The sequence below is a fragment of the Serratia nematodiphila DZ0503SBS1 genome, assembly GCF_000738675.1.
GTDB lineage: Bacteria > Pseudomonadota > Gammaproteobacteria > Enterobacterales > Enterobacteriaceae > Serratia > Serratia nematodiphila.
Genome location: NZ_JPUX01000002.1, coordinates 317,715 through 342,726 on the forward strand (window position 1 = coordinate 317,715; position 25,012 = coordinate 342,726).

Genomic DNA, 25,012 nt, shown 5'->3' on the forward strand with positions numbered 1-25,012 from the left:
AGCGCACACTACACTCAGGCTACCGTGATAAGCACAACGCCTTGTGCAACGTCACAATTTTCGGCCGATGGCGGCCAATCAATAGCTGAAGGAACACCTATGCGTCTGATTACTGCACTTCCATTGCTGGCGGGCTTAATGCTGAGCACCAATCTGATGGCGGCCGACGCGACGACGGCGACGAAAACGCCTTCGCCGGCGCAGGCGGCCCAACAGAAACGCATGACCGATTGCAACCAGCAGGCATCCACCAAGTCGCTGAAAGGCGCCGATCGCTCCACCTTTATGAGCACCTGCCTGAAGTCCGAAGGCACCGCTGCGTCCGGCAAAACCCTGACGCCGCAGCAGCAGAAAATGAAAAGCTGCAATGCCGACGCCAAGACCAAGGATCTGAAGGGCGACGCGCGTAAAACCTTCATGAGCAACTGCCTGAAAAAATCGGCCTGATTTTCCCCACGCCACGGCGCGTCCGGAGCGATTCCGACGTGCCGTTTCTCCCCCTTCCGCATCAGCCTGAACGATTCAGCTTTTTCCTTTCGCCAGCCCTTACTTTGCGGCAAGAAATTGGCTATGGTTAGACACTATCGATTGCCGAGCCCCGGCCCGCGGCAATATAATGATTTTCGTTATCATTGAAATGTCAGATTATTAAGGAGTTAAGCTATGGCTGTAACTAAGCTGGTTCTGGTGCGTCACGGCGAAAGCCAGTGGAACCAAGAAAACCGCTTCACCGGTTGGTATGATGTTGATCTGTCCGACAAGGGCCGCACCGAAGCGAAAGCAGCAGGCAAGCTGTTGAAAGAAGAAGGTTTCACTTTCGACTTCGCTTACACCTCCGTACTGAAGCGCGCGATCCACACCCTGTGGAACATCCTCGACGAGCTGGATCAGGCCTGGTTGCCAACCGAAAAATCCTGGAAGCTGAACGAACGTCACTACGGCGCGCTGCAGGGTCTGAACAAAGCGGAAACCGCAGAAAAATACGGCGACGAGCAGGTGAAACAATGGCGTCGCGGCTTCGCGGTGACCCCACCTGAGCTGACCAAAGAAGACGAACGTTACCCTGGCCACGATCCGCGCTACGCTTCTCTGACCGAGCAAGAGCTGCCGCTGACCGAAAGCCTGGCGCTGACCATCGATCGCGTTATCCCTTACTGGGACGAAGAGATCCTGCCACGCATCAAGAGCGGCGAGCGCGTGATCGTTGCGGCGCACGGCAACTCGCTGCGCGCGCTGGTGAAATACCTGGATAACCTGAGCGAAGATGAAATCCTCGAGCTGAACATCCCAACCGGCGTGCCGTTGGTGTATGAGTTCGACGAGAACTTCAAGCCGACCAAACGTTACTACCTGGGTAACGCCGACGAGATCGCAGCAAAAGCAGCGGCCGTAGCGAACCAGGGTAAAGCGAAGTAATTTCGCCCGTTCACGAAAAAGCCCCCGGTTTTCACCGGGGGCTTTTTTATTGCTGCTGCGCCATCGCCTCATTCACCGCGTCCAGCCGTTCCTGCATCGCCGGATGGGTGCTGAGCCAGGCCGGCAGCGCCCAGTCATCGGTCTTTTCTCGTTCAGGCGCCTGCGCCAACGCGCGGTAGATCGCCGCCATTTCCGCCAGCGAACGCCCCTGGCGCTGCATTTCCGCTATCGCAAACGCATCCGCCTCACGCTCCATCCCGCGAGAAAACTGCATCTCATTCACGAAGGACGCAGACTGCAGCAGCGTATCGCCGATGCCGCTGACGTCACCCGTCATCCACATCAGCGTCAACGCCACCAGTGACGAACGCACCAACATGCGCATCGGGTGACGATGAGCGTGATGCCCCATCTCATGCAGCATCACCGCCGCCAGGCCATCGTCGTTTTTTGACAAGGTGACCAGGCTATCGCTGAGCACCAGCGTGCCGTCGGGCAACATAAAGGCGTTCGGCGCACCGAGCGCCGCCATCAGCTTCAGCGAGAGCGGCGTGCGCTCCTGGCGCATCTCGGCCGGCATCACCTGCCGAAATAGCTGCTGCAACGCCCGTTGCCGCTCGGCCGGCAGTGCAGAGGGCGCGAAGCCGCTCTGGTCCAAAAACGTCTGCGTATGTTTGCCCAGCGTCTGTTCCACCGAGGTGGGGATGCGCATGGCGATCTCGCTGCTCGCCCACGGCAGCACCACGTAAACGTAAGCCACTACCGCCAGCAGCGTCATCAGCAGCGCCAGAGCGACGCCGCGTTTATGGCGTTCCAGGCGATGCACCCACCCTGGCGAACGGCGCTGATAGAACCAGCGGCGAAAGGCTGCGTCGTCGTCAGGCACAAAGCGCCCGCCGCCCTTGAAGGTGAGCGTCAGCGGAATATTACCCAGCGCGGCAGAAACGGTAATGTCCGTCAGCGGGATGTAACGCTGTTCATCCTGCCGCTGCAACGTCACGCCTTCGCCGCTTTCGTTCACCAGCAGACGAGCCGCCTCACGTGCGGCCCGTCCCGGCAACTGATAAGCGCCTTCAAGGATCATCGGCGCCTCAGAAGTTGCCGCCCAGATCCAGCGCCTGCAGCGCTTCTTCGGCCACCGCGCTGTTGGCGCTTTCCTGATGCGCCGTAATGTCCAGCAGCGCCAGATCGCCTTCAACCGCCGTGCAGGCCGCCAGATAACGGGCATGACGCACTTCCGCCACCGGCGCCGCCAAACCGAGCGAGAACAGGGTAATCAGGGTATTGGTGATCAACAATCCCATGTATGGCAGCGTTTTCATTGAGGAATGCAGCTTGATGTCGCCGTTCAGCCTTGCCTGGTTAAACAGATAGTTGCGCTGGGCAACGACCTGGTAGCTGCTGGCCACCAGCGCGCCGATTAACAGCACCACCATCATCAGCAGAAGGCTGCTGATATTGTCCAGCACCAGCACATCAATGGCTTCGTTGGTTAACATCCCCATCAACACCATCTGATAGAGAGTAAAGAAGAACGAACCGATGCACACCAACGCGACCAACATGAATGGCAGGAATATGAGCAGGCCGATCAAGGCAAATTTGATAAAGGCCGATTTCTTCAGTTCGGCAATAAACGGAGTGCGCCCGAAGAACAGGTTATTAACGTACAAATCATGCTGCAGTGCGCTAATAATACCATTTACCGCCGCAAATGCCGGCACGGCCAAAATCAGCGTCAGCACCAGCATAAAAGCGATGGCGTTGATGCTGCCAAGACCGCTGCCAATGCCGAGCAAGATGATCAGACCGACATACAGCCCGATAATCAGCAATAACGGGCAGAACAGTAAAGCCCAATAGGCGCGCCCGGTGCGGCAGACATAATTAAAACGCACGCCGCGATAGCTCGACATAATCGCATTGTAGCGCCAGCTGCGGATAACGATCCACGGCAGCAGGGCAAGCAACACCAGCAAAGCCAGCAGCCCCAACAGTGGCGTTATCGCCAGCAAGATATAAAACACGATGATGCCGCCGATCACCAACAGCCGCCCTTTCAGAATTTGCAGCGGTTGTGCATGGTAGTCGAAACGATCGCCGTCCAATTCCGTGTTGCCGTAAAAATAGCGGCGACGGCGCACCGTCGCCCAGGCGGAATAGATTCCCAGGGTCAGGGCGGTCAATAATGCATTGACTAACCAAATAGCGAAGTACTCACCACCTTTCCCATGGAATTTAATCCGGTGCAGCCCCAGCGGCTGCGAGGTATTGTTTGTCATAATTCTTTCATCCTGAAAGGAATAAGGTCATACCACTCCCCGCTTATTAGGCCTGCGGGGTTTATGGAATAAAAAAAGCGTCTTATATAAGCACAATGCCGCGAGCAGTGACAATTATTCTTTTCTTAAATAGGAATAATGCGAAGGGGGTCGCTTAAAGATTTAGTAAGCCTATTGACTGTAGGCCTTAAATTGACAGGAGATATAAAATTTTAAGGTAAATAGAAAAAGGGCCCGCTGGCGAGCCCCTCTTTACGCGATTAACCGCGGCGCGCTTTCACCGCCGCCGCCAGATCGCGCAGCACGGTTTCGGTGTCCTGCCAGCCGATGCAGCCGTCGGTGACGCTCTTGCCGTAAACCAGCGGCTCGCCGCTTTCGAGGCTCTGGTTACCTTCCACCAGGTGGCTTTCGATCATCACGCCGATAATCGCTTTTTCACCGCCGCTGATCTGCCCGCACACGTCCGCACTCACGTCCAGCTGCTTTTTGAACTGTTTGCTGCTGTTGGCGTGGCTGAAGTCGATCATCACCTGCGCCGGCAGCCCGGCTTTGCTCAGGCCGGCTTTGACGTCCTTCACGTGCGCCGCGCTGTAGTTCGGCTCTTTGCCGCCGCGCAGGATAATGTGGCAGTCGCCGTTGCCGCTGGTGTTAACGATCGCCGAGTGGCCCCACTTGGTCACCGACAGGAAGCAGTGCGGCGCGCCGGCGGCGTTGATGGCGTCGATCGCCACCTTGATGGTGCCGTCGGTACCGTTCTTGAAACCGACCGGGCACGAGAGGCCGGAGGCCAGCTCGCGGTGCACCTGCGATTCCGTGGTGCGCGCGCCGATGGCGCCCCAGCTCATCAGATCCGCCAGGTACTGCGGCGTGATCATGTCGAGGAATTCGCCGGCGGCCGGCAGGCCGCTGTCGTTGATCTCCACCAGCAGCTTGCGCGCCAGGCGCAGGCCGTCGTTGATGTTGAAGCTGTTGTCCATCTGCGGATCGTTGATCAGGCCTTTCCAGCCCACGGTGGTGCGCGGTTTTTCGAAGTATACGCGCATCACCACTTCCAGCTCGCCGCTCAGTTCTTCACGCAGCGCCAGCAGGCGCCCCGCGTACTCTTTGGCGGCTTGGGTATCGTGGATGGAGCAAGGACCAATCACCACCAGCAGGCGATCGTCGCTGCCACGAAGGATATTGTGAATTGCGCTGCGGGCCTGGGACACCGTCTTTGCCGCGCGTTCAGTGGCCGGGAATTTCTCCAGCAGAGCCACCGGCGGCAGGAGTTCCTTAATATCATTAATGCGTAAGTCGTCGTTTTGGTAATTCATAGCTTTTCCATTCGGTATCGAGGGGTATTTCGCAGTGCGTAACGGTGTAGATCCCAACAATCTAGCCTGTGGGAATGGCGCTGTAAATCACCTTTGCCCCCCTCCGCTGGAACCGCCAAATTAACAGCAGATTGTGCTGTTTCATCAGGGGAGCGCAGAGCCTCCTTTTTCGCTATGCTAGCGATCGGAATATAAAGCGACCCGAGTTGAACATGCCTTCTCTGTTATTAGTTGATGACCACCCGGTGGTTCATGTCGCACTGGAAGCGGCGCTAATGAAATCATCCCGCCCCTACCGTCTGCAGGCGGCGCAGGACGACGTCCAGGCGCTGGCTCTGCTGGCCGAGACCGCTTTCAGCCTGGTGATCCTGGATATCGGCCTGCCGCAGGTCGACGGGCTGCAGCTGTTGAAAAAAATCCGCCGCCGCTACCCGCAACAGAAGATCCTGATCTATACCGCGCAAGAGGCCGATGTGTATGCGCGCATGGCGCATGCCGCCGGCGCCGACGGTTTCGTCAACAAAGGCAGCTCGCTGGCGGAGTTGGTGCAGGCGATCGAGCAGGTGCTGGACGGTGAAACCAGTTTCCCCGCCGCCGCGCTGGCCGAAGAAGCGCCGACGGCGGACGGCGGGCTGCTCACGCCCAAGGAGCTCGAGGTGCTGGGTTTGCTGAGCCAGGGGCTGTCCAACCTGCAGATCGCCGACCGGCTGCACATCAGCAACAAGACCGTCAGCACCCACAAGAAAAACATCCAGCGCAAAACCGGCGCCGGTAATCTGCTGGAGCTGGTAGCGGTGTTTAAAGAGCTGGCGCCATGATGCGCCGCGCCCTGCTGCTGCTGATCCTGTGGTGCGGCCTGGCGCAGGCGGGGGAGCCGGTGCGCTATCAGTTGGTCAGCAACCTGAATCCCCCCGAGAATATGCTGATCGTCGGCGAGAAAAATCCCTGGCGCGATCGCACGCTGCGCGTCGGCATCATCAGTGAGAACACCAGCCCGTACAACATCATTGTGGATGACGATCTGTATGGGCTGAACGCCGACTACCTCGGCTATATTCAGCAGGTGACCGGCATCCGCTTCGCCATTTACGGCTTCGCCGACCTGACCCAGTTGGAGCAGGCGCTGCACGACGGCAAGGTCGATCTGTTGTACGGCATCCCGCAGAGCGAAGCGCTGCACGGGCTGGAGATCTCCCAGCCTTACTACGTCAGCAACCTGCGCGTATTGCGCGATCGCAGCAACGATCGGCCGGTGATGCTCAATTCCGCCAACGCCCGCGTCGCGATCGGCGCGCTGACCGACATGCAGTCCGGCGGCGCCCTGCAGGCGGTGGCATCGCAGATCCAGCGCTACGACAACAACCTGCAGGCGGTCTATTCGCTGCTGAACGGCAGCAGCGACTACTTTATCGCCGACGAGGCCAGCGCCAGCTTTATCATCGACCAGCTGCAGCTTGGCCAGCTCTATCAGATTGAAAGCAACGAGAACCTGGGCAACCTCTCCTTCGTGTTCGCCGCCGCCGATCCGCGGCTGATAGACACGCTGAACACCGCCATCGCCGACGCGCCGATGGAACTGATGAATGCCCTGCAGAGCCGCTGGAGCAAAAAGATCCCCAGCTACCTCGATACCGGCAATGCCGATCTGACGACGATGGAGAAGAATTGGGTAGCGAGCCACCGCGTGGTTTACTACGCCGCCATCGAGAACAACTTCCCGTTCGCCTACCGCGGTTCCGACGGCCAGCCGCGCGGCTACGCCATCGATATTCTCAACATCATCGCGCAAAACACCGGGCTGCGTTTCGCGCCGCTGTGGGCGCGCAATGCCGAGCAGGCCGATCAGCTGGTGCAGTCCGGCCAGGCCAGCTTCCGCGCCGCCCTGCCGCTGGCGCGCGGCGTCAAGGCGCGCTACGGCGCCAGCATGCCGATCCACCGTTCGCTGTGGGGCGTTTACGTCGGCCAGTATGCCAACGGCGTCTCGACCTGGAGCGATCTGGCCGGCAAGCGCATCGGCGTGCTGCAGGGCGATTTGGCTCAGGGGCTGGTGCCGGAGCAGGAACAGACCGTCAGCTTCGCCGACAGCAAGTCGATGTACGACGCGCTGGCCAACGGCCAGCTGGATGCGCTGGTGGATAACGTCATCTCCGCCAACTTTTTGGCGCTGTCGCGCTATTCCGGCGCCATCAAGCTGGCCTTCGCCGCCAACAACATCCCCTATCCGGTGGCCTTCGGCGTGCGCCGCGATCGGCCGCTGCTGCTGGCGATCCTGGATAAGAACCTGATGCAGATCCCGGCGGATACCCTGCAATCGCTGCGCGACGAGTGGATCGTCGACCGCAGCAACCTGATCGACGCGGTGAACGACAACCGCATGCCGCCGCAGACCACCTGGTTGCTGGCGCTGTTGGCCGCCGCCACCGTGCTGCTGCTGGCGCTGACGCTGCGCCGTTTCATGCTGCAGCGCCGTGAAAAACGCGAACGCGAAGAGCTCGAGCAGGCGCGCCGCCGCGCCGAAGCGGAAAACCGCATGAAGAGCAAATTCCTCGCCACCGTCAGCCATGAACTGCGCACGCCGATGCACGCCATCCTCGGCCTGCTGGAACTGGAGCTCAAACGCCAACCTGCGCCGGAAGGCCTGCCGGTGATTTACAGTTCGGCCTCATCGCTGCTCAACCTGCTCAACGACCTGCAGGATCACGCGCGGCTGGAAACCGGGTCGTTGACGCTGGCGCCGAAACCGGTGGCGCTGCGCCCCTGGGTCGCGCGCATCGACGCCCTTTACCGGCCGCTGATCGGCGAACGGCCGTTGACCTTGAGCGTGGTGGCGGATCCGGCTCTGCCGGAGGCGGTGATTATTGATGGTGAGCGTTTACTTCAGGTGGCTAACAACCTGATAAACAACGCGATAAAGTTCACGCCGCGCGGCGCCATTCAGGTCTACGTCGGCTGGCGCGCGCAGGATGAGCGGCAGGGGGAATTGCGATTAACGGTGAACGACAGCGGCTGCGGCATCGCCGCCGATGAAATAGGCAAACTGTTCCAACCGTTTTACCGCGCGCGCGGCGCGCAACGCATCTCGGTGCAAGGTACCGGTTTGGGCCTGTCGATCTGCAAAGAAATCGTCGAACAGATGGGCGGCCGCATCGAGTTGCACTCGCAGCCGGGCGTCGGCACCCGCGTCGAGGTCGCGATACCGGTCGAGCTGAGCGGCGCCGCGACGGCTGGCGCCCAGGAGGAGCACACCTTTGCTCTGCCGTCTTCCACCTTGCGTACCGCGCTGATCGACGACCATCCCACCAATTTGTTGTTGCTGGAACGCCAGCTGCGCCACTTCGGGCTGCAGCCGGCCCGCTTTGAACAAGGCTATGCGCTGCTGAAGGCTCAGCGCCGGCAACCTTTCGATCTGCTGTTTATCGACTATAACATGCCGCGCCCGGACGGCCTGACGCTGGCCAGGCTGATCCGCCGCGACGAACAGCGGCTACGGCGCCCGCCTTGCCGCATCGTGCTCTGCTCGGCAGACGTGCAGGAGTTTACCCGCATCCCGCCAGGGCTGGTGGCGATCGACCACTTCCTGACCAAGCCGATTTCACTGGCGGCGATCGGCCAGGTATTGGCTCAGCAACCGCAGGTTCAGGAAGAAAAGTCAGTCCTTACTGACCTGCGGCAAACGCTGGCCGAAATGGCGGGCGGCGATCGCGCCATGATGCAGCGGCTGGCGCAGACCCTCGGCGATACGCTGCGGCAAGACCGGCAGCGGCTCGCGGACGCCGTCGCCGCGAACGACTGGCCTCGCCTGGAGCAGGCGGCACACCGCATCAAGGGCAGCCTGCTGATGCTGCAGCTGCCGGAAGCTGCGCAACTGTGCCAACAGCTGGTGGATACCGCACGTCGGGGCGAGCTTGCCGCCGCCGCTTATACTAAATTAAAGGCGTTAGTGGCGCAGATAGAACCGGAGCTGGGCGCTCTGCTCGCCGCTGCCCCCTCTTTCGCTATGCATAAGGATGAATAATGTCGGACACTCCACACGTACACCTGCCGAAAGACAGTAATAGTAAACGCCTACTGACCGCTTTTTTAGTCACCGCCGTCTTTATGGTGGCCGAGGTGGTCGGCGGCCTGTTGTCCGGCTCGCTGGCGCTGTTGGCCGACGCCGGCCATATGCTGACCGACGCCGCCGCGCTGCTGGTGGCGCTGATGGCGGTACACTTCTCCCAGCGCAAACCCAACGCGCGCCACACCTTCGGCTACCTGCGCCTGACCACGCTGGCGGCCTTCCTCAACGCCGCAGCGCTGCTGGTGATCGTGGTATTCATCCTGTGGGAGGCGATACGGCGTTTCTTCGAACCGCAGCCGGTGATGGGTACCCCGATGCTGATCATCGCCATAGCGGGGCTGCTGGCGAACCTGTTCGCCTTCTGGCTGCTGCATCGCGGCAGCGAAGAGAAAAATATCAACGTGCGCGCCGCCGCGCTGCATGTGCTGGGCGACCTGCTCGGCTCGGTGGGCGCTATCGTCGCGGCCATCGTTATTCTCGCCACCGGCTGGACGCCGATTGACCCGATCCTGTCGGTACTGGTCTCCTGTCTGGTACTGCGCAGCGCCTGGCGGCTGCTGAAGGAGAGCTTCCACGAGCTGCTGGAAGGCACACCGCAGGAGTTCGATATCGCCAAGCTGCAAAAAGACCTGTGCCTGAACATCCCGGAAGTGCGCAATATCCACCACGTACACGTCTGGCAGATCGGCGAACAGAAGCTGATGACGCTGCATGCGCAGGTGATCCCGCCACATGACCACGATGGGCTGTTGCAACGCATCCAGGCTTATCTGTTGCAACACTACAAGATCGGCCACGTGACCATTCAGATGGAGTACCGGCATTGCGAGACGCCGGACTGCGGTATCAATCGGGCGCCGGAGCCGAGTGAACACTCACATGCCGAAGCGCATTCGCACCTGGGGCATCGCCACTAAGCCAAGAGGGCGCCATCACGGCGCCCTCTGCATTGTTACGGCGCGGAAGATAGCGGATTGGAATGGTTGCGCCCGGCGCTCTTGATCCACAGCCAGGAGCCGTTCAGCGCGATCAACGTCAGAATGACGTACTCCAGCGCCATCGCGTAAACGCCCTGGTAAGCGAAGATCGCCACGCTGATGACATCGATCACCACCCACAGCAGCCAGTTTTCCACGTACTTGCGCGTCATCAGGATCATCGCCACGATGGACAGCACCATCATCGCCGAATCCCAGAACGGGAAAGCGTCCGGCTGCAGCGTCGGCATCTGTACGTTCAGCCCCAGCCCTTGCATCACCGCCACCGCAATCTGCGTCAGCCAGGCGAACACGCGGTCAATGTTGAAGGTCATCAGGCCGATGCCGATGACGCACACCGCCGCCCAAGCCAGCGCTTTCGGCAGCGGCAGCCAGCGGATCTGCAGCTCAGCCTGATTATCCTGCGTCTGGCGGCTCCAGGCATACCAACCGTAAATATTGGCGCCGAAGAAAAACAGCTGCAGCAGCAGGCTGGCGTACAGCTGGATCTGGAAGAAAATCACCGCGAACAGCGTGACGTTGATCAGGCCGAACAGGTAGTTGATGATTTTTTCCTTGCTGGCGTACCAGATGCACAGCAATCCGAACAGGGTGCCGATGGCTTCGATCCACGACAGATCGTAACCGCCCGCGCCAAGCGGAATATGCACCAGAATATTGCTGGTACTGAAGAAGCTCATGAGGTCATCCTTTTAAACGGTTAAGCGTTGCCTTTAACCTGCATCTTAAGCTGAGCGGCGAAATCCAGCATGCGGTTCAGCGGCACCAGCGCCTTTTCACGCAACGCAGCGTCCACGTGGATCTCATGCTGCGCGCCCCCCTGCTCCAGCCCTTCGGCAATCGCCTTCAGGCCATTCATCGCCATCCACGGGCAATGCGCGCAGCTGCGGCAGGTCGCGCCTTCTCCGGCGGTCGGCGCTTCGAACAGCTCCTTGTCCGGACAGGCCTGCTGCATCTTGTAAAAGATACCGCGATCGGTAGCAACGATCAGCTGTTGATGCGGCAATGTTTTCGCCGCCTGAATCAACTGGCTGGTAGACCCCACCGCATCCGCCAGCTCGACCACCGCCTGAGGCGATTCGGGATGCACCAGGATAGCCGCCTGCGGATAGAGCGCCTTCATGCGCCGCAGCGCCTGGGTCTTGAACTCGTCATGGACAATGCAGGCGCCTTGCCAGCACAGCACGTCGGCGCCGGTCTGCTTCTGCACATAGCTGCCGAGATGGCGATCCGGCGCCCAAATAATTTTCTCGCCCAGGCTATCCAGATGCTCGATCAGTTCGACGGCGATGCTGGAGGTCACCACCCAGTCGGCGCGCGCTTTGACCGCCGCCGAGGTGTTCGCATAGACCACCACGGTGCGATCGGGATGGCTGTCGCAAAACGCATGGAACTCCTCTTCCGGGCAACCCAGGTCAAGCGAACATTCGGCAAACAGGGTCGGCATCAGCACCTGTTTTTCCGGGCTGAGGATCTTGGCGGTCTCCCCCATGAAGCGCACGCCGGCCACCAACAACGTGGAAGCCGGATGGGCGCTGCCGAAGCGCGCCATTTCCAGCGAATCCGCCACGCAGCCACCGGTTTCTTCCGCCAGCGCCTGGATTTCCGGATCGGTATAGTAGTGGGCGACCATCACCGCATTGCGCTGCTTGAGCAGGGTTTTGATCTTCTCGCGATAAAAGGCTTTTTCCGCTACGTCCAGCGGTACCGGTTTCGGCGGGAAGGGATACACCGCCGCGTTGACATCAAACATTTCACTCATCGCTGCAATCTCATGCTAGGCTAGGCGCCTGCCGCGTGAATATCGCCTGCCGCAACGCCCATCGTTTTATATACTAAACAAAATACCTAAAATCGCGCGAAAAGTCCGCTGATATTTTCATATTTGCGCACTCAGTGTTTAATGGATTAAAAAACATAGGCGTTGACCACGCAAATCGCTGCAGATAATGCCCCGGAGAGAACGTATAGCGTTCAGAGAACGACGAGATGCAGAACGTTGCGGTGTTGAAACGAGAAAGCAGAAGATTCGGGTGCGGGATTACAGATGCGAAAAAAGCGCCAAAAGGCGCTTTTTCTGAATGGGTGGGTCGTGCAGGATTGATTCGGCCTGTGGCCTCACCCTGCGGGCAACGCTGCGCGTTGTCGTATCGCTGCGCGATGCTCGAACCTCTACGGCTATCCGCCTATTTCATAGACGGCCCCTTCGGGCCAGCGCAAGCGCTGTTCAAAAGCATAAATGCTTTTGTCTCATCCTGCACAACTCGGTAAACTCTGTTGGCAAGAGGATAAGTCAGGTTTGGGTGTTACAGAAACGAAAAAAGCGCCAAAAGGCGCTTTTCTCTGAATTGGTGGGTCGTGCAGGATTCGAACCTGCGACCAATTGATTAAAAGTCAACTGCTCTACCAACTGAGCTAACGACCCGCAGTGTGGTGGGTGATGACGGGCTCGAACCGCCGACCCCCTCCGTGTAAAGGAGATGCTCTACCAACTGAGCTAATCACCCACTGCTGTGGTACTGCTATTTTTCACATCCTGTTCTCAAAGAGTGGTGGGTCGTGCAGGATAACTCGGCCTTTGGCCTCGCCCTAACGGGCCATCACCGGGGTGATGTTGTCTCGCTTCGCGAGACTCGAACCTCTACGGCTATCCGTCTATTTCATAGACGGCCCCTTCGGGCCAGCGCAAGCGCTGTTCAAAAGCGTAAACGCTTTTGTCTCATCCTGACGATTTAACACCTTGCTCTATCAAAGAGTGGTGGGTCGTGCAGGATTCGAACCTGCGACCAATTGATTAAAAGTCAACTGCTCTACCAACTGAGCTAACGACCCACTGATGTGGTTTACTGCTGATGGCGAATAGGTTACAAAAACCGACTCGCGGAAAACAAGGATGGGGATGTTCAGGACAACTCGACGGGTACTCGACTCGGACCTTTACTTTGCCACATCAAACCGATTCTGAAGCTGCCATTCTCTAAGAATGGTGGGTCGTGCAGGATTCGAACCTGCGACCAATTGATTAAAAGTCAACTGCTCTACCAACTGAGCTAACGACCCATAACAGTGGTGGGTGATGACGGGCTCGAACCGCCGACCCCCTCCGTGTAAAGGAGATGCTCTACCAACTGAGCTAATCACCCACTGTTGTGGTTACTGCTACTTCAGAAATTGGTGGGTCGTGCAGGATTCGAACCTGCGACCAATTGATTAAAAGTCAACTGCTCTACCAACTGAGCTAACGACCCAATTTCCCTGCCGCTTTAACATCTTGCAAGATGTCTTGGCAACGGCGGCATATATTACTAATTTATCTTGGCAGCGCAACCTAAATTTTTTACTGATGCGTTCAACTGCTTGTTCTTCACGCGAATGAGCCCAGAAATCGGTCAAATCGACTAACTTCTGGGCTCATTTTTCTAACCGTTAACCGCCTACGCGACTTTTCGCCTGCTTGGCCGCCGCACTGGTTGGGTATTGTTTAATCACCTGCTGGAACACGGCCTTGGCTTTATCAGCCTGCCCTTTTTCCTGCATGATGATACCCACCTTGTACATGGCGTCCGGCGCCTTCGGTGATTTAGCGTAATTCTTCACCACCACCGCAAAATAATAGGCCGCATCGTCTTTTTTACCCTTGTTGTAGAACAACTGACCCAGCCAATAGTTGGCGTTGGGCTGGTAAGTAGACTTCGGGTACTGTTTTACGAAGGACTGAAAGGCGGAAATCGCCTGATCATACTGTTTTTTTTCCAGCGCCAGAGAAACAGCGGCGTTGTAGTCACTGTTCTCATCACCGCCACTCGGCGTTGCAGAAGCGGCTGCAGGCGCGCTGCTGCCCGCATCGGAAGATGCGCCTGCGGCTGCCCCGCCGGCAGCGCCTGCTGCCGCAGAGGCGCTCTGAGCGCCGCCCTGGCTGAGGCTATCCATCTGTTGATAGATTTGCTTCTGGCGTTCAACGACCTGATTCAACTGATACTGGCTTTCCTGGATTTGCCCACGGAGAGAATCAATGTCGCGTTGATTGTCAGAGAGTTGCTGCTGGAGTTGGTTTAAAAGCTGGCCTTGAGCATTGCTGATGCGCTCAAGCGAGGTGACACGGTCTTCGACCGAGCCGGAGCCGACATTACTGATTGGCGCTTGGGCAGTAGCGGCCCAAGGGGCCGCTACGCCAACCAGTAACGACAGACTCAACAGGTGACGTCTGAAGTTACTGTTCATGCGATTCTCTTAGTAAACCAGAACGGCACGACGGTTTTTAGCATAAGCCGCTTCGTCGTGGCCCAGTACTGCTGGTTTTTCTTTACCGTAAGAAACGATAGAGATCTGGTCAGCGGAAACGCCTTTACCTTGCAGGTACATTTTAACGGCGTTAGCACGACGCTCACCCAGAGCGATGTTGTATTCCGGCGTGCCGCGTTCGTCAGCGTGGCCTTCAACGGTCACTTTGTAAGACGGGTTGTTACGCAGGAATGCAGCGTGCGCGTCCAGCATCTGAGCGAATTCGGAGCTTACGTCATACTTGTCCAGGCCGAAGTAAACGATGTTGTTCTTCTGCAGTTCTTGCATCTGCAGACGAGCTTGTTCTTCGGAAGACAGGTTGCTGCTGCCGTTTTCCATACCAGTGCCGGCGCCAGCGCCCATACCAGATTGGTCGTTGTTCGCGCTTTTGTTAGAACTACAAGCTGCTACAGCCAGAACTGGCAGTGCCAGCAGAAGCCCTTTCAGCACTTTGTTCAGTTGCATTTCTTTGATCCTTTTATAGTTTGCCATACATATTTACACATGCATCACAGATACGGCGACCAGGCAGGGAATTTGACCTGTCCATCAGTTGCCGGAAGACGCGCTTTGAAACGCCCATCAGTTGACACCAACTGCAGCACGGAGCCCATACCTTGCGTGGAGCTATAGATCACCATGGTGCCGTTTGGCGCAATACTAGGCGTTTCATCCAGGAAGGTGCCGGTCAAAACCTGAACGGCGCCCGATCCAAGATCTTGTTTGGCGATGTGTTGTGCACCACTGTTGGTGCTCACCATCACCAGGAATTTACCGTCGGAGCTGACTTCAGAATCCTGGTTCTGAGAGCCTTCCCACGTCAGACGCTGCGCGGCACCGCCGCTGGCGCTGATTTTATAAATCTGCGGACGCCCGCCCTGGTCGGAGGTAAACGCCAGCGACTGGCCATCCGGGAACCAGGTCGGTTCGGTGTTGTTGTTGCGGCCATCGGTCAGCTGCGTGATCTGGCCGGAGCCGAGGTTCATCACGTACAGGTTCAGGCTGCCGCTCTTGGACAGCGCGAAGGCCAGCTTGCTGCCGTCCGGCGAGAACGCCGGCGCACCGTTGTGGCGCGGGAACGAGGCGATCTGGCGGATAGCGCCGTTAGCCAGGGTCTGCACCACCAGCGCAGAGCGGCCGCTCTCGAAGGTCACGTAAGCCAGTTTGCTGCCGTCCGGCGACCAGGCCGGCGACATCAGCGGCTCAGGCGAACGGTGCACCGTGAACTGGTTGTAACCGTCGTAATCCGCTACGCGCAGCTCGTACGGGAATTTTCCACCGTTGGTCTGCACCACGTAGGCGATACGGGTGCGGAACGCGCCCTTGATGCCGGTCAGCTTCTCGAACACTTCGTCGCTGGCGGTATGGGCAGAATAACGCAACCACTGTTTGGTCACTTTATACTGGTTCTGCGCCAAGACGGTGCCCGGCGAACCCGAGGTGTCCACCAGTTGGTAGGAAATCAGGTAGCTGCCGTCGGCGCCAGGTTGAACCTGGCCGACCACCACGGCGTCGATGCCCAATGCAGTCCAGGCCGCCGGCGTCACTTCAGACGCGGAGGTCGGTTGCTGCGGCATGCGCGCCACGTCGATCGGGTTGAATTTGCCGCTGTTGCGCAGATCCGCGCCGACAATCTTGCCGATATCTTCCGGCGGCGTGCCTGGGCCCGCCCATTTAAATGGCACCACGCCAATCGGGCGAGCGGAGTCGACCCCTTGGGTGATTTCAATGCGAACTTCCGCGTGCAGCACGGACGCCCACAGAATTAAAAAACCTAGCGCTACTCGAAATGCCTGCTTCATCTCATCTCCCTTATCCAGGCGGGATGCCTGCGATAAATTAGCAGAATTTTAACAAACCAACTTACGCAAAACTACATAATCCCTGTTGGTTACCTTAGTACATCCCTGTGATGTCACTCAGCTCAAACAACCATTATTAAGGTTTGAATTCAAGGGTAGCATTCTTAACATGCTGATAAACGGCATCGCTCGGCGGCTTAGGTATGTGCGCCAACTTGGCGGCAGAGACCGCGGCCTGACACAATGCCGGATCGCCACCAGCCGGTTGTACGCTTATCAGCAGGCCGTCCGGCGCCAGCTTGATACGCAGGTCACAGGTTTTACCGGCGAACGAACTGGCGTCATAGAACTTGCTTTCAATCGCGCTTTTAACCTGCCCAATATAACCGTTGATATCCGCCCCGCTGGCGCCAGCCGTCTTGGCATTGCCCTGGCCGGCCGGTTTACCGTCGCCCTTCGATTTGGCACCGCCGCCTTTCGGCGCGTTCTTGCCATCCGCCAGGCCACCAAACAGGTCATCAACTTCCGCCGACTGCTTCGCAGCCTCGGCGGCGGCTTTTTTCTTCTCTGCAGCGGCTTTCTTGGCTGCCGCAGCTTTCTCAGCGGCGGCCGCTTTCTTCTCTGCCTCGGCGGCAGCCTTCTTCTCGGCTTCCGCTGCGGCTTTTTTCTCAGCTTCAGCGGCCGCTTTCTTCTCCGCGGCCTCTGCGGCTTTCTTTTCTGCCGCAGCGGCGGCGGCTTTCTTCGCCTCTTCCGCCTGTTTCTTGGCGGCGGCGGCGGCGGCCGCTTCTTTCTTGGCTTCCGCTTCGGCTTTCTTCTGGGCTTCCGCCTGCGCCTTGGCGACCTTGTCCGCTTCGGCCTTCGCCTTGGCGGCAGCGGCTTCGGCGACCTTCTGTTGTTCTTTGGCCTTGGCTGCGGCGGCTTCCGCCGCTTTTTGCTGCTCGGCGGCCTGTTTTTGCTGCTCCGCCGCCTTCTGCTGTTGCTCAGCCTGCGCCTTGGCGTCCTGCGCGGCTTTCTCCTGCGCCGCCAAACGCTCTTTCTCCAGCTCTTTCAGGCGCTGCTGCTGCTCCGCCTGCTTCTGCTGAAGCTCTTCGGCCTGTTGCTCCGCTTTTTTCTGGCGCTGCTTCTCGGCACGCTGCGCATCGTTGCTCTGCTGCTGCTGGCGGTTGTACTGTTCCACCACCGCGCCGGGATCGACCATCACCGCCCCCACCACGGTGCCATCGCCGCCGCCGCCGGCGCCCATGTCGACCTTTTCCTGCAGCGATCCCCAAATCAGCAGGGCAATCAGTATGAAGTGCAGAACGACCGAAACAATAACGGCGCGGTTCAGCTTATCGTTTTGCTCAGTTGCCTTTACCAAAATAGATTCCCAAAAACTGGTGTTGCTTATACGGGGTTCCTGGGCCGCAGCGCAGGAACCGGGTTGCCGTTGGCCTTACGGTCAGATCGGCTGGGTCATCAGCCCCACGGAAGCCACGCCCGCCTGATGGAGAATATTCAATGCCTTGATAATCTCATCGTAAGGGACTTCCTTCGCACCGCCGATCAAAAAGACCGTTTTCGGGTTAGCCGCCAAACGCGACTTGGCTTCGGCCGCGACTTGCTCAGGCGGCAGCAGCTCCATACGGTTGTGATCCACCACCAGGGTGTATTGACCTACGCCGGAAACCTCGAGGATCACCGGCGGATTGTCATCGCTGGACACCGTCTTGGAATCGGTGGCGTCCGGCAGGTCAACCTCCACGCTCTGCGTGATGATTGGCGCGGTTGCCATAAAAATCAGCAGCAGCACCAGCAACACGTCGAGCAGCGGAACGATGTTAATTTCGGACTTCAGCTCACGCCGACTACGTCCACGTACTCTCGCCATGCTACCTCCTACTTATTTGCTGTCGCTGGAGAAGGCCTGACGATGCAGAATAGCGGTGAACTCTTCCATAAAGTTGTCGTAATTCTGCTCAAGCTTGTTGACGCGCTGGTTGAGACGGTTATAGGCCATAACCGCCGGGATGGCGGCGAACAGACCGATCGCGGTGGCGATCAGCGCTTCGGCGATACCCGGCGCCACCATCTGCAGCGTGGCTTGCTTCACCGCGCCCAGCGCGATAAAGGCATGCATGATCCCCCACACGGTGCCGAACAGGCCGATGTACGGGCTGATCGAACCGACGGTGCCGAGGAACGGAATATGGGTTTCCAGCGTTTCCAGCTCGCGGTTCATCGAAATGCGCATCGCGCGCGACGCCCCTTCGATCACCGACTCCGGCGCATGGTTGTTGGCGCGGTGCAGGCGGGCGAACTCTTTGAACCCGGAATGGAAGATCTGCTCGGAACCGGTCAGGCTATCGCGACGCGCCTGACTTTCCTGGTACAGACGGGAAAGCTCGATACCGGACCAGAATTTGTCTTCAAAGGCTTCGGCGTCACGCGTCGCCGCATTGAGGATGCGGGTGCGCTGAATGATGATCGCCCAGGAGGCTACCGAGAAGCATATCAAAATCAACATGATAAGCTTAACCAGCAGGCTCGCCTTCAAGAATAAATCTAGGATGTTCATGTCAGTCACTGCTTAAACTCCGCGACAATAGACTTAGGAAGCGCTCTTGGCTTCATTTGGTGTGGATCAATACAGGCAATCAGGACATCTGCCTGGCTCAGTAGGGCCCCGTCAGAATTGACAATGCGTTGAGCAAACGTGAGAGAAGCCCCGCGCAGAGAGGTGATTTCACTTTGGACCTCCAGTTGCTCGTCGAGACGAGCCGGAGCCAGATAATCCACCGTCATGCGCCGGACGACAAAAGCGACTTGTTCACTGAGCAGCTGCTGTTGATGAAAGTTGTGCTGACGCAGCATCTCTGTGCGCGCTCTTTCAAAAAAGGCGACGTAGCGGGCGTGATAGACCACACCACTGGCATCGGTATCCTCGTAGTAAACGCGAACCGGCCATCGAAACAACGTATTACTCACTCTACTTCCCAGCAATGCAATTTAACGCTGCTACTATACGCAAGACGGATCGGGTTGGGAATGGGTTACAAGATGGGAATGAAAATAATTATGGGCCGTGAGGGCCCATAACGTGGGGACATCAGGGAGATTATAAAGAAACGTAAAGTAATCCTGCGCACAAGATCACAATTGCAGGAAGCGGCGCGAAAAAAGCGCGCCAGACGCTGCGCTGCGGGCGGAATCCGAAACCGTGGATCACTCCGGCGCACACTGCCCAAATCAGCAACAGCCCTTCCCAAATCTCCAGCGAGCTGGTTTTGGCGGCGAAACGCGTCGGATCCCAGAACACGCACCCCGCCAAAATCAACGCCAGCACCAGGGAAAGGGCCCGAACCGGGCCCTTGTCGGTGACAGCGTACAGCTTGTCAATCACGGACGAGCTCATTACTTACCGTCTTGCTGAGCTTTGGTCGCTTCGCTCTGCTCAAGCGCCAGCGCCGTGATGATGCCGAAGGCGCAGGCAAGAAGCGTTCCGAGAATCCAGGCAAAATACCACATGGTTTAGCTCCTTATCCTTAGTACAGCGAATGCTTGTTGTTTTCGATGTAGTTCTTGTCGAGGCGACCGAACATTTTGTAGTACGACCAGCTGGTGTACGCCAAAACGATAGGTACGAAAATCGCCGCCACGACGGTCATCACTTTCAGCGTCAACAGGCTCGACGTCGCGTCCCACATGGTCAGGCTGACGTTAGGCACGGTGCTGGACGGCATCACGAACGGGAACATGGTGACCCCGGCGGTGAGGATGACGCAGGCGATGGTCAGCGACGAAGTGACGAACGCCAGCGCGCCTTTCTCCAGACGCGAGAACAGGATGGTGAACAACGGCAGCACCACGCCCAGTGCAGGCAATGCCCACAGCAGCGGATACTTGTTGAAGTTGATCAGCCATGCGCCGGCCTGATGCGCCACTTCTTTACGCAGCGGGTTGGATTCCGCCATGGTGTCCAGCGCCGAAGTGATCACGTAGCCGTCGATGCCTTTCACCAGCCATACACCCGCCAGCAGGAAGCATACCGCCATGATCAGCGTCGCGATCTGCGCTGCGGCGCGTGACCGCAGGTGGATCTCGCCGGTGGTGCGCATCTGCAGGTAGGTCGCGCCCTGAGTGACCAGCATGGTCAGACTGACCACGCCCGCCAACAAACCGAACGGATTCAGCAGCTGGAAGAAGTTGCCGGTGTAGAACAGACGCAGGTATTCGTCCACATGGAACGGCACGCCCTGCAGCAGGTTGCCGAACGCCACGCCGAATACCAACGCAGGCACGAAGGAACCGATGAAGATGCCCCAGTCCCACATGTTGCGCCAGCGGCTGCTCTCCAGCTTGGAACGGTAGTCAAAACCGACCGGGCGGAAGAACAACGCCGCCAGCACCAGGATCATGGCGACGTAGAAGCCCGAGAAGGCCGCTGCGTAGACCATCGGCCAGGCGGCGAACAGCGCGCCGCCGGCGGTGATCAGCCACACCTGGTTACCGTCCCAGTGCGGGGCGATGGAGTTGATCATCACCCGGCGCTCGGTATCGGTTTTACCGATGATGCGCACCAGGATGCCGACGCCCATGTCGAAACCGTCGGTGACGGCGAAGCCGATCAGCAGTACGCCAACCAGCACCCACCAGATAAATCGCAGTACTTCATAGTCAAACATACGTGGACTCCTGTTTAGCGCGCTTCCTGCACGGCGGCAGTCGGTTGTTCAAAGTGGTAGCGGCCGGTTTTCAGGCTGCTTGGACCCAGACGCGCAAACTTGAACATCAGGTACATTTCAGCCACCAGGAACAGGGTGTACAAGCCGCAAATCAGCCCCATCGAGAACAGAATGTCGCCCGCGGTCAGCGAAGAGTTGGCGACTGCGGTCGGCAGCACCTCACCAATCGCCCACGGTTGACGGCCGTATTCCGCCACGAACCAGCCGGCTTCCACCGCGATCCACGGCAGCGGCAGGCCATACAGCGCCGCACGCAACAGCCATTTCTTCTGGCCGATGCGGCCGCGCACCACGCTCAGGAAGGACAGGCCAATAATCAGCAGCATCAGCACGCCACAGGCCACCATGATGCGGAAGGCGAAGTACAGCGGCGCCACGCGTGGAATGGAGTCCTTGGTCGCCTGCTGGATCTGCGCTTCCGTCGCGTCGCTGACGTTCGGGGTATAACGCTTCAGCAGCATGCCGTAGCCCAGGTCTTGCTTGGTTTTGTTGAATTCCGCACGCACCGCAGGATCGGTATTGCCGCCGCGCAGCTCTTCCAGCAGCTGGTAGGCTTTCATGCCGTTGCGGATACGCACTTCATGTTGCGCCAGCAGATCTTTCAGGCCAGTGACCTGCGTGTCGGTGGAACGCGTGGCGATCAGGCCAAGCGCATACGGGATCTGAATAGAGAAGGAGTTTTCCATCTTGTCCTGATCGGGAATGCCGAACAGGGTGAAGGACGCCGGCGCCGGCTGGGTATCCCACTCCGCTTCGATGGCGGCCAGTTTGGTTTTCTGTACGTCGCCCATTTCGTAACCGGATTCGTCACCCAGCACGATCACCGACAGCACAGCAGCCATGCCGAAGCTGGCGGCGATGGCGAAGGAACGTTTGGCGAAAGCGATGTCGCGGCCCTTCAGCAGGTAGTAAGCGCTGATGCCCAGCACGAACATGGCGCCGGTGGTGTAGCCTGCAGCCACGGTGTGAACGAATTTCACCTGCGCAACCGGGTTAAGCACCAGCTCGGAGAAGCTGACCATCTCCATGCGCATGGTTTCGAAGTTGAAATCCGACGCGATCGGGTTCTGCATCCAGCCGTTGGCGACCAGGATCCACAGCGCGGACAGGTTTGAGCCGAGGGCCACGAACCAGGTTACCGCCATGTGCTGCACCTTGCTCAGACGATCCCAGCCGAAGAAGAACAGGCCGACCAGCGTCGATTCAAGGAAGAACGCCATCAGACCTTCGATGGCCAGTGGGGCCCCGAAGATATCGCCGACGTAGTGAGAGAAATACGACCAGTTAGTCCCGAACTGGAACTCCATGGTCAAACCGGTGGCCACACCCAGAGCAAAGTTAATCGCAAATAACTTTCCCCAGAATTTGGTCATGTCTTTATAGATTTGTTTGCCAGACAGGACATATACCGTTTCCATAATTGCCAGCAAGAACGCCATACCGAGCGTTAATGGGACAAATAAGAAATGGTACATCGCCGTTAAAGCAAACTGTAAGCGCGACAGTTCGACAATATCAAACATCTTGACTCCTTGCTCCTCGCAGGAAGACTCCGACACGCGGTTATCGGCATACTTCTTTCAAAGCCGCCAGTAACGCCCCGCAGTGAATGCCCTTAAACACAACAAATTTGATCCAGCTTCTCCGCTTTCAACCGCACACTCGGCCAATAGCCCCTCGGGCCGCCGACAAGCACGCCACTGAAAACCGACAACGGGTAACAAATGCAACAAGATCAACCATCCATAATCACAACATGGATGATACTCGCCCAATCCCACACAATAAATAGGTTTTTACGTGACGTGGGTTGGACTTTTGGTTACAGGTCAAATCTTAGCCGAAAGAGGTACTTCGGGCTAATTTGATCTGAGACAATTTAAGCCTATCCGCATATTATTTCCATATTCATCAGCACATTTCGCCTATTTTTCTTGAGGGCATGTTGCGCAATGGTTTAATTGTTTTTTAATGATATTTTTGTGTTAAATAAATGTAATTTAAAAGAGCCACCATTGTATTATTACGCGCTTATTCTGCGACATAATTAACCTTTTATTTCCATTAAGCCGTGACAGTGATTGCAGTCACAAAACAACAAATCTCTCTCCAATATTAGTCTATTTCTCGCGATGGGATCGTAAAGGTTGCGATTTTGTAGCAAAATGACCACTTATGTTAAAATTCCATTGAGTGACAATAAGTTATGAAAAAAATCATCTTTGCCTCTGTCTTGGGACTCTCGGGAAACGCCATGGCCGCCGAAACGGTAAACATCACCCTGCTGGGCACCTCCGATCTGCACGGCACCTTCGTGCCCTGGGACTACGCCAGCGACACGGAAAACCTGGCGGGCAGCCTGAGCCAGATAGCCACTCAAGTCAAAAAGGTGCGCGCCGAGCAGCCTAACCTGATCCTGGTGGACGCCGGCGACACTATTCAGGGCAACTTCGTTGAAACCTTCAAGCATGAGGCCGTCAGCCCGATGATGCTGGGCCTCAATGCGCTCAATTACGACGTCTGGGTGATGGGCAATCACGAGTTCGACTTCGGCCTGCCGGTGCTGGCCACCCCGCTCAAGCAGTTCAAGGGCGCGGCGCTGGCGGGCAACATCGTCTGGGACAACGGCAAGCCTTATCTGCCGGCCTACACCATCCTCGAACGCCAGGGCGTGAAGATCGGCATTATCGGCATGGACACGCCGATGACCGCTGAATTCGCCAAGGGCACCGATCGCATCAAAGGGCTGAACTTCACCGATCCGGTGCAGGCGGTGAAACAGGTCATCAAACAAATCGACGGCCAGGTCGACGCCATCGTACTGGTGGCGCATATGGGCATCGACAACGAGAACCAGCGCCCGGGCACCGGCGTGGCCGACATTGCCAACGCCAACCCGGAACTGGCGGCAATCGTCGCCGGCCACATGCATGTGAAGATCGACAAGGCGGTGGTCAACGGCGTCATCATCACCGAACCGGACAAATACGGCCGCGCGCTGTCACGCATCGATCTGCAATTTGAACGCCGCGACGGCAAATTCACGCTGATCGACAAAAACAGCTACACCTACCCGATCAAAGGGCTGACGCCGGACAGCGCCATGCAGGCTCTCTACCAGCCGTATCATGACATTTTGCGCGCCAACGCCAACCGGGTGGTAGCGAAGCTGAGCGGCAGCGATCTGGTGCCTGCCGACGAGTTCCGCGGCATTCCTCAGGTGCACGTGCAGGACACCGGCATCAGCGCGCTGTTCCAGCAAGCCGCCCGGCACTATGCGCCGCTGGCGCAGGTGATCGCCCTGCAGATCGACAACGATCGCGCCAAACTGGACGTCGGCGACATCAAGGCCAAGGATATCGCCTTTAACTACCAATACGCCGGTGGCGAGATCACCGTTTATCAGCTTAACGGTAAAGCGCTTAAACGCTACATGGAGTGGTCCGCCGGCTACTTCAATCAGCTGCAGCCGGGCGACGTCACCTACAGCTTTAACCCGGCGCGGCGTTCGTCCAAATATTCCACCAACGATTTCTTCGATGGCGTCACCTATACCATTGATCTGCGCCAACCCGCCGGTTCACGCATCGTCGATCTGCGCCTGGCGGACGGCACGCCGGTCACGGACGATATGCCGATCCGTCTGGGCATGAACAGTTACCGCATGGGCCACCTGACGCAAAAGGGCGGCGCGCTGGAAGGGCAATCCTTCCCGCTGCTGTTCGACAGCAAAGCGCAGTACGGTGAAGAAGAAGGCACCATTCGCCACCTGGCCCTGCGCTACCTGACGGAAGTGAAACACGGCCAATACCAGGGCGTGCCGCCGCAGCGCTGGAAACTGATCGGCATAGAGGGATACGAACCGCAGCGGGCGATCGTTAAACGGCTGCTGAATGAAGGCGTTATCCAGGTGCCGACCACCGACGATGGCCGCTACACCAACGTCGCGTCGATCAACGTCAAAGACGCGCTGTTCCGCAACGCCGACGATTACCGCGCCGCCCTCGCCTCGCTGGAGCAGCAGCGGCAAGCCGCCGCGGATCCGGTGCAGCAGCGCCGCCTGCAGGATCGGATCGCGCTGATCAAGGCGCTCAACGTTTTCTGAGTTTCGCCCATAAAAAAGGCCACCCAATGGG

General features: G+C 58.1%; 22 protein-coding genes, 6 tRNA genes and 1 other RNA gene. 6 read left to right on the forward strand and 23 right to left on the reverse strand.

Going from position 1 to position 25,012, the window contains the following annotated elements:
• Positions 1–99 precede the first annotated feature (99 nt).
• Both JL05_RS22135 and gpmA read left to right on the forward strand, forming a co-directional pair.
• On the forward strand, positions 100–447 hold the full coding sequence (locus JL05_RS22135) for a PsiF family protein (RefSeq protein WP_033633898.1): 348 nt from the start codon (positions 100–102) through the stop codon (positions 445–447).
• 216 nt (positions 448–663) lie between these two features.
• The gene (gene gpmA, locus JL05_RS22140; RefSeq protein ID WP_004939834.1) at positions 664–1,416 is read left to right on the forward strand and encodes a 2,3-diphosphoglycerate-dependent phosphoglycerate mutase; all 753 of its coding nucleotides are present in this window, start codon (positions 664–666) and stop codon (positions 1,414–1,416) included.
• A gap of 46 nt (positions 1,417–1,462) precedes the next feature.
• On the opposite strand, the gene JL05_RS22145 is transcribed toward gpmA, so the two are convergent.
• The 3 genes from JL05_RS22145 to aroG form a co-directional block, all read right to left on the reverse strand.
• Positions 1,463–2,500, reverse strand: coding sequence for a M48 family metallopeptidase (locus JL05_RS22145; protein WP_033633899.1), 1,038 nt, complete (start codon positions 2,498–2,500; stop codon positions 1,463–1,465).
• Positions 2,501–2,507: 7 nt separating this feature from the next.
• The gene (locus tag JL05_RS22150; protein ID WP_033633900.1) at positions 2,508–3,698 is read right to left on the reverse strand and encodes a YjgN family protein; all 1,191 of its coding nucleotides are present in this window, start codon (positions 3,696–3,698) and stop codon (positions 2,508–2,510) included.
• Positions 3,699–3,958: 260 nt separating this feature from the next.
• On the reverse strand, positions 3,959–5,011 hold the full coding sequence (gene aroG, locus JL05_RS22155; RefSeq protein WP_033633901.1) for a 3-deoxy-7-phosphoheptulonate synthase AroG: 1,053 nt from the start codon (positions 5,009–5,011) through the stop codon (positions 3,959–3,961).
• Between the two features lie 212 nt (positions 5,012–5,223).
• Between aroG and JL05_RS22160 the strand changes: the two genes are divergently transcribed.
• The 3 genes from JL05_RS22160 to zitB are packed head-to-tail and all read left to right on the forward strand — an operon-like array spanning position 5,224 to position 9,988.
• Positions 5,224–5,829: a response regulator gene (locus JL05_RS22160; RefSeq protein WP_033634136.1), complete on the forward strand. Its 606-nt coding sequence runs from the start codon at positions 5,224–5,226 to the stop codon at positions 5,827–5,829.
• A complete protein-coding gene (locus JL05_RS22165; RefSeq protein ID WP_033633902.1) occupies positions 5,826–9,026 on the forward strand; it encodes an ATP-binding protein in 3,201 nt (1,066 codons plus the stop codon). Before JL05_RS22160 ends, JL05_RS22165 begins: the two co-directional genes overlap by 4 nt.
• Positions 9,026–9,988, forward strand: a complete 963-nt coding sequence (gene zitB, locus JL05_RS22170; RefSeq protein ID WP_033633903.1) for a CDF family zinc transporter ZitB — start codon at positions 9,026–9,028, stop codon at positions 9,986–9,988. Before JL05_RS22165 ends, zitB begins: the two co-directional genes overlap by 1 nt.
• 35 nt (positions 9,989–10,023) lie before the next feature.
• Here the strand turns inward: zitB and pnuC are convergent, their stop codons facing one another.
• The 20 genes from pnuC to cydA all read right to left on the reverse strand — a co-directional run bounded on the left by pnuC (position 10,024) and on the right by cydA (position 22,399).
• A complete protein-coding gene (gene pnuC, locus JL05_RS22175; protein ID WP_021504601.1) occupies positions 10,024–10,749 on the reverse strand; it encodes a nicotinamide riboside transporter PnuC in 726 nt (241 codons plus the stop codon).
• A gap of 20 nt (positions 10,750–10,769) precedes the next feature.
• A complete protein-coding gene (gene nadA / locus JL05_RS22180; RefSeq protein ID WP_015376982.1) occupies positions 10,770–11,831 on the reverse strand; it encodes a quinolinate synthase NadA in 1,062 nt (353 codons plus the stop codon).
• 587 nt (positions 11,832–12,418) lie between these two features.
• Positions 12,419–12,494 (reverse strand) — tRNA-Lys (locus JL05_RS22185).
• 6 nt (positions 12,495–12,500) lie between these two features.
• Positions 12,501–12,576, reverse strand: a tRNA-Val gene (locus JL05_RS22190).
• A 43-nt stretch (positions 12,577–12,619) separates the two neighbouring features.
• Positions 12,620–12,756: non-coding RNA, RtT sRNA (locus JL05_RS24500), on the reverse strand.
• A gap of 69 nt (positions 12,757–12,825) precedes the next feature.
• Positions 12,826–12,901, reverse strand: a tRNA-Lys gene (locus JL05_RS22195).
• A gap of 152 nt (positions 12,902–13,053) precedes the next feature.
• Positions 13,054–13,129 (reverse strand) — tRNA-Lys (locus tag JL05_RS22200).
• Between the two features lie 7 nt (positions 13,130–13,136).
• A tRNA-Val gene (locus tag JL05_RS22205) sits at positions 13,137–13,212 on the reverse strand.
• A gap of 29 nt (positions 13,213–13,241) precedes the next feature.
• A tRNA-Lys gene (locus tag JL05_RS22210) sits at positions 13,242–13,317 on the reverse strand.
• A 178-nt stretch (positions 13,318–13,495) separates the two neighbouring features.
• Positions 13,496–14,290: a cell division protein CpoB gene (cpoB, locus tag JL05_RS22215; RefSeq protein WP_004939852.1), complete on the reverse strand. Its 795-nt coding sequence runs from the start codon at positions 14,288–14,290 to the stop codon at positions 13,496–13,498.
• Between the two features lie 9 nt (positions 14,291–14,299).
• Positions 14,300–14,815 carry a peptidoglycan-associated lipoprotein Pal gene (gene pal / locus JL05_RS22220; protein ID WP_004939853.1) on the reverse strand — a complete coding sequence of 172 codons (516 nt, stop codon included), beginning with the start codon at positions 14,813–14,815 and terminating at the stop codon, positions 14,300–14,302.
• A 44-nt stretch (positions 14,816–14,859) separates the two neighbouring features.
• A complete protein-coding gene (tolB, locus tag JL05_RS22225) occupies positions 14,860–16,152 on the reverse strand; it encodes a Tol-Pal system beta propeller repeat protein TolB (RefSeq protein WP_004939856.1) in 1,293 nt (430 codons plus the stop codon).
• Positions 16,153–16,288: 136 nt separating this feature from the next.
• Positions 16,289–17,512: a cell envelope integrity protein TolA gene (gene tolA / locus JL05_RS22230; RefSeq protein ID WP_033633904.1), complete on the reverse strand. Its 1,224-nt coding sequence runs from the start codon at positions 17,510–17,512 to the stop codon at positions 16,289–16,291.
• An 81-nt stretch (positions 17,513–17,593) separates the two neighbouring features.
• Entirely contained in the window at positions 17,594–18,022 is a 429-nt protein-coding gene (tolR, locus tag JL05_RS22235) for a colicin uptake protein TolR (RefSeq protein WP_004939859.1), read from the reverse strand.
• A 12-nt stretch (positions 18,023–18,034) separates the two neighbouring features.
• A complete protein-coding gene (tolQ, locus tag JL05_RS22240; RefSeq protein ID WP_004939862.1) occupies positions 18,035–18,718 on the reverse strand; it encodes a Tol-Pal system protein TolQ in 684 nt (227 codons plus the stop codon).
• Positions 18,715–19,119 carry a tol-pal system-associated acyl-CoA thioesterase gene (gene ybgC / locus JL05_RS22245; RefSeq protein ID WP_004939863.1) on the reverse strand — a complete coding sequence of 135 codons (405 nt, stop codon included), beginning with the start codon at positions 19,117–19,119 and terminating at the stop codon, positions 18,715–18,717. The genes tolQ and ybgC overlap by 4 nt, the downstream gene beginning before the upstream one ends.
• Positions 19,120–19,249: 130 nt before the next feature.
• Positions 19,250–19,546, reverse strand: a complete 297-nt coding sequence (gene ybgE, locus JL05_RS22250; protein WP_004939866.1) for a cyd operon protein YbgE — start codon at positions 19,544–19,546, stop codon at positions 19,250–19,252.
• The gene (gene cydX, locus JL05_RS24505) at positions 19,546–19,659 is read right to left on the reverse strand and encodes a cytochrome bd-I oxidase subunit CydX (protein WP_004939868.1); all 114 of its coding nucleotides are present in this window, start codon (positions 19,657–19,659) and stop codon (positions 19,546–19,548) included. The genes ybgE and cydX overlap by 1 nt, the downstream gene beginning before the upstream one ends.
• Before the next feature lie 17 nt (positions 19,660–19,676).
• Positions 19,677–20,816: a cytochrome d ubiquinol oxidase subunit II gene (gene cydB, locus JL05_RS22255; protein WP_015376980.1), complete on the reverse strand. Its 1,140-nt coding sequence runs from the start codon at positions 20,814–20,816 to the stop codon at positions 19,677–19,679.
• Positions 20,817–20,830: 14 nt separating this feature from the next.
• The gene (gene cydA / locus JL05_RS22260) at positions 20,831–22,399 is read right to left on the reverse strand and encodes a cytochrome ubiquinol oxidase subunit I (protein ID WP_004939873.1); all 1,569 of its coding nucleotides are present in this window, start codon (positions 22,397–22,399) and stop codon (positions 20,831–20,833) included.
• A gap of 683 nt (positions 22,400–23,082) precedes the next feature.
• Here cydA and JL05_RS22265 point away from each other — a divergent pair.
• On the forward strand, positions 23,083–24,981 hold the full coding sequence (locus tag JL05_RS22265) for a bifunctional metallophosphatase/5'-nucleotidase (RefSeq protein ID WP_033633905.1): 1,899 nt from the start codon (positions 23,083–23,085) through the stop codon (positions 24,979–24,981).
• The last annotated feature ends 31 nt before the right edge of the window (positions 24,982–25,012 follow it).

Coding starts and splice junctions, on each gene's coding strand:
- JL05_RS22135 (WP_033633898.1), top strand. CDS start 100: ATGCGTCTGATTACTGCACTTCCATTGCTGGCGGGCTTAATGCTGAGC.
- gpmA (WP_004939834.1), top strand. CDS start 664: ATGGCTGTAACTAAGCTGGTTCTGGTGCGTCACGGCGAAAGCCAGTGG.
- JL05_RS22145 (WP_033633899.1), bottom strand. CDS start 2,500: ATGATCCTTGAAGGCGCTTATCAGTTGCCGGGACGGGCCGCACGTGAG.
- JL05_RS22150 (WP_033633900.1), bottom strand. CDS start 3,698: ATGACAAACAATACCTCGCAGCCGCTGGGGCTGCACCGGATTAAATTC.
- aroG (WP_033633901.1), bottom strand. CDS start 5,011: ATGAATTACCAAAACGACGACTTACGCATTAATGATATTAAGGAACTC.
- JL05_RS22160 (WP_033634136.1), top strand. CDS start 5,224: ATGCCTTCTCTGTTATTAGTTGATGACCACCCGGTGGTTCATGTCGCA.
- JL05_RS22165 (WP_033633902.1), top strand. CDS start 5,826: ATGATGCGCCGCGCCCTGCTGCTGCTGATCCTGTGGTGCGGCCTGGCG.
- zitB (WP_033633903.1), top strand. CDS start 9,026: ATGTCGGACACTCCACACGTACACCTGCCGAAAGACAGTAATAGTAAA.
- pnuC (WP_021504601.1), bottom strand. CDS start 10,749: ATGAGCTTCTTCAGTACCAGCAATATTCTGGTGCATATTCCGCTTGGC.
- nadA (WP_015376982.1), bottom strand. CDS start 11,831: ATGAGTGAAATGTTTGATGTCAACGCGGCGGTGTATCCCTTCCCGCCG.
- cpoB (WP_004939852.1), bottom strand. CDS start 14,290: ATGAACAGTAACTTCAGACGTCACCTGTTGAGTCTGTCGTTACTGGTT.
- pal (WP_004939853.1), bottom strand. CDS start 14,815: ATGCAACTGAACAAAGTGCTGAAAGGGCTTCTGCTGGCACTGCCAGTT.
- tolB (WP_004939856.1), bottom strand. CDS start 16,152: ATGAAGCAGGCATTTCGAGTAGCGCTAGGTTTTTTAATTCTGTGGGCG.
- tolR (WP_004939859.1), bottom strand. CDS start 18,022: ATGGCGAGAGTACGTGGACGTAGTCGGCGTGAGCTGAAGTCCGAAATT.
- ybgE (WP_004939866.1), bottom strand. CDS start 19,546: ATGAGCTCGTCCGTGATTGACAAGCTGTACGCTGTCACCGACAAGGGC.
- cydX (WP_004939868.1), bottom strand. CDS start 19,659: ATGTGGTATTTTGCCTGGATTCTCGGAACGCTTCTTGCCTGCGCCTTC.
- cydB (WP_015376980.1), bottom strand. CDS start 20,816: ATGTTTGACTATGAAGTACTGCGATTTATCTGGTGGGTGCTGGTTGGC.
- cydA (WP_004939873.1), bottom strand. CDS start 22,399: ATGTTTGATATTGTCGAACTGTCGCGCTTACAGTTTGCTTTAACGGCG.
- JL05_RS22265 (WP_033633905.1), top strand. CDS start 23,083: ATGAAAAAAATCATCTTTGCCTCTGTCTTGGGACTCTCGGGAAACGCC.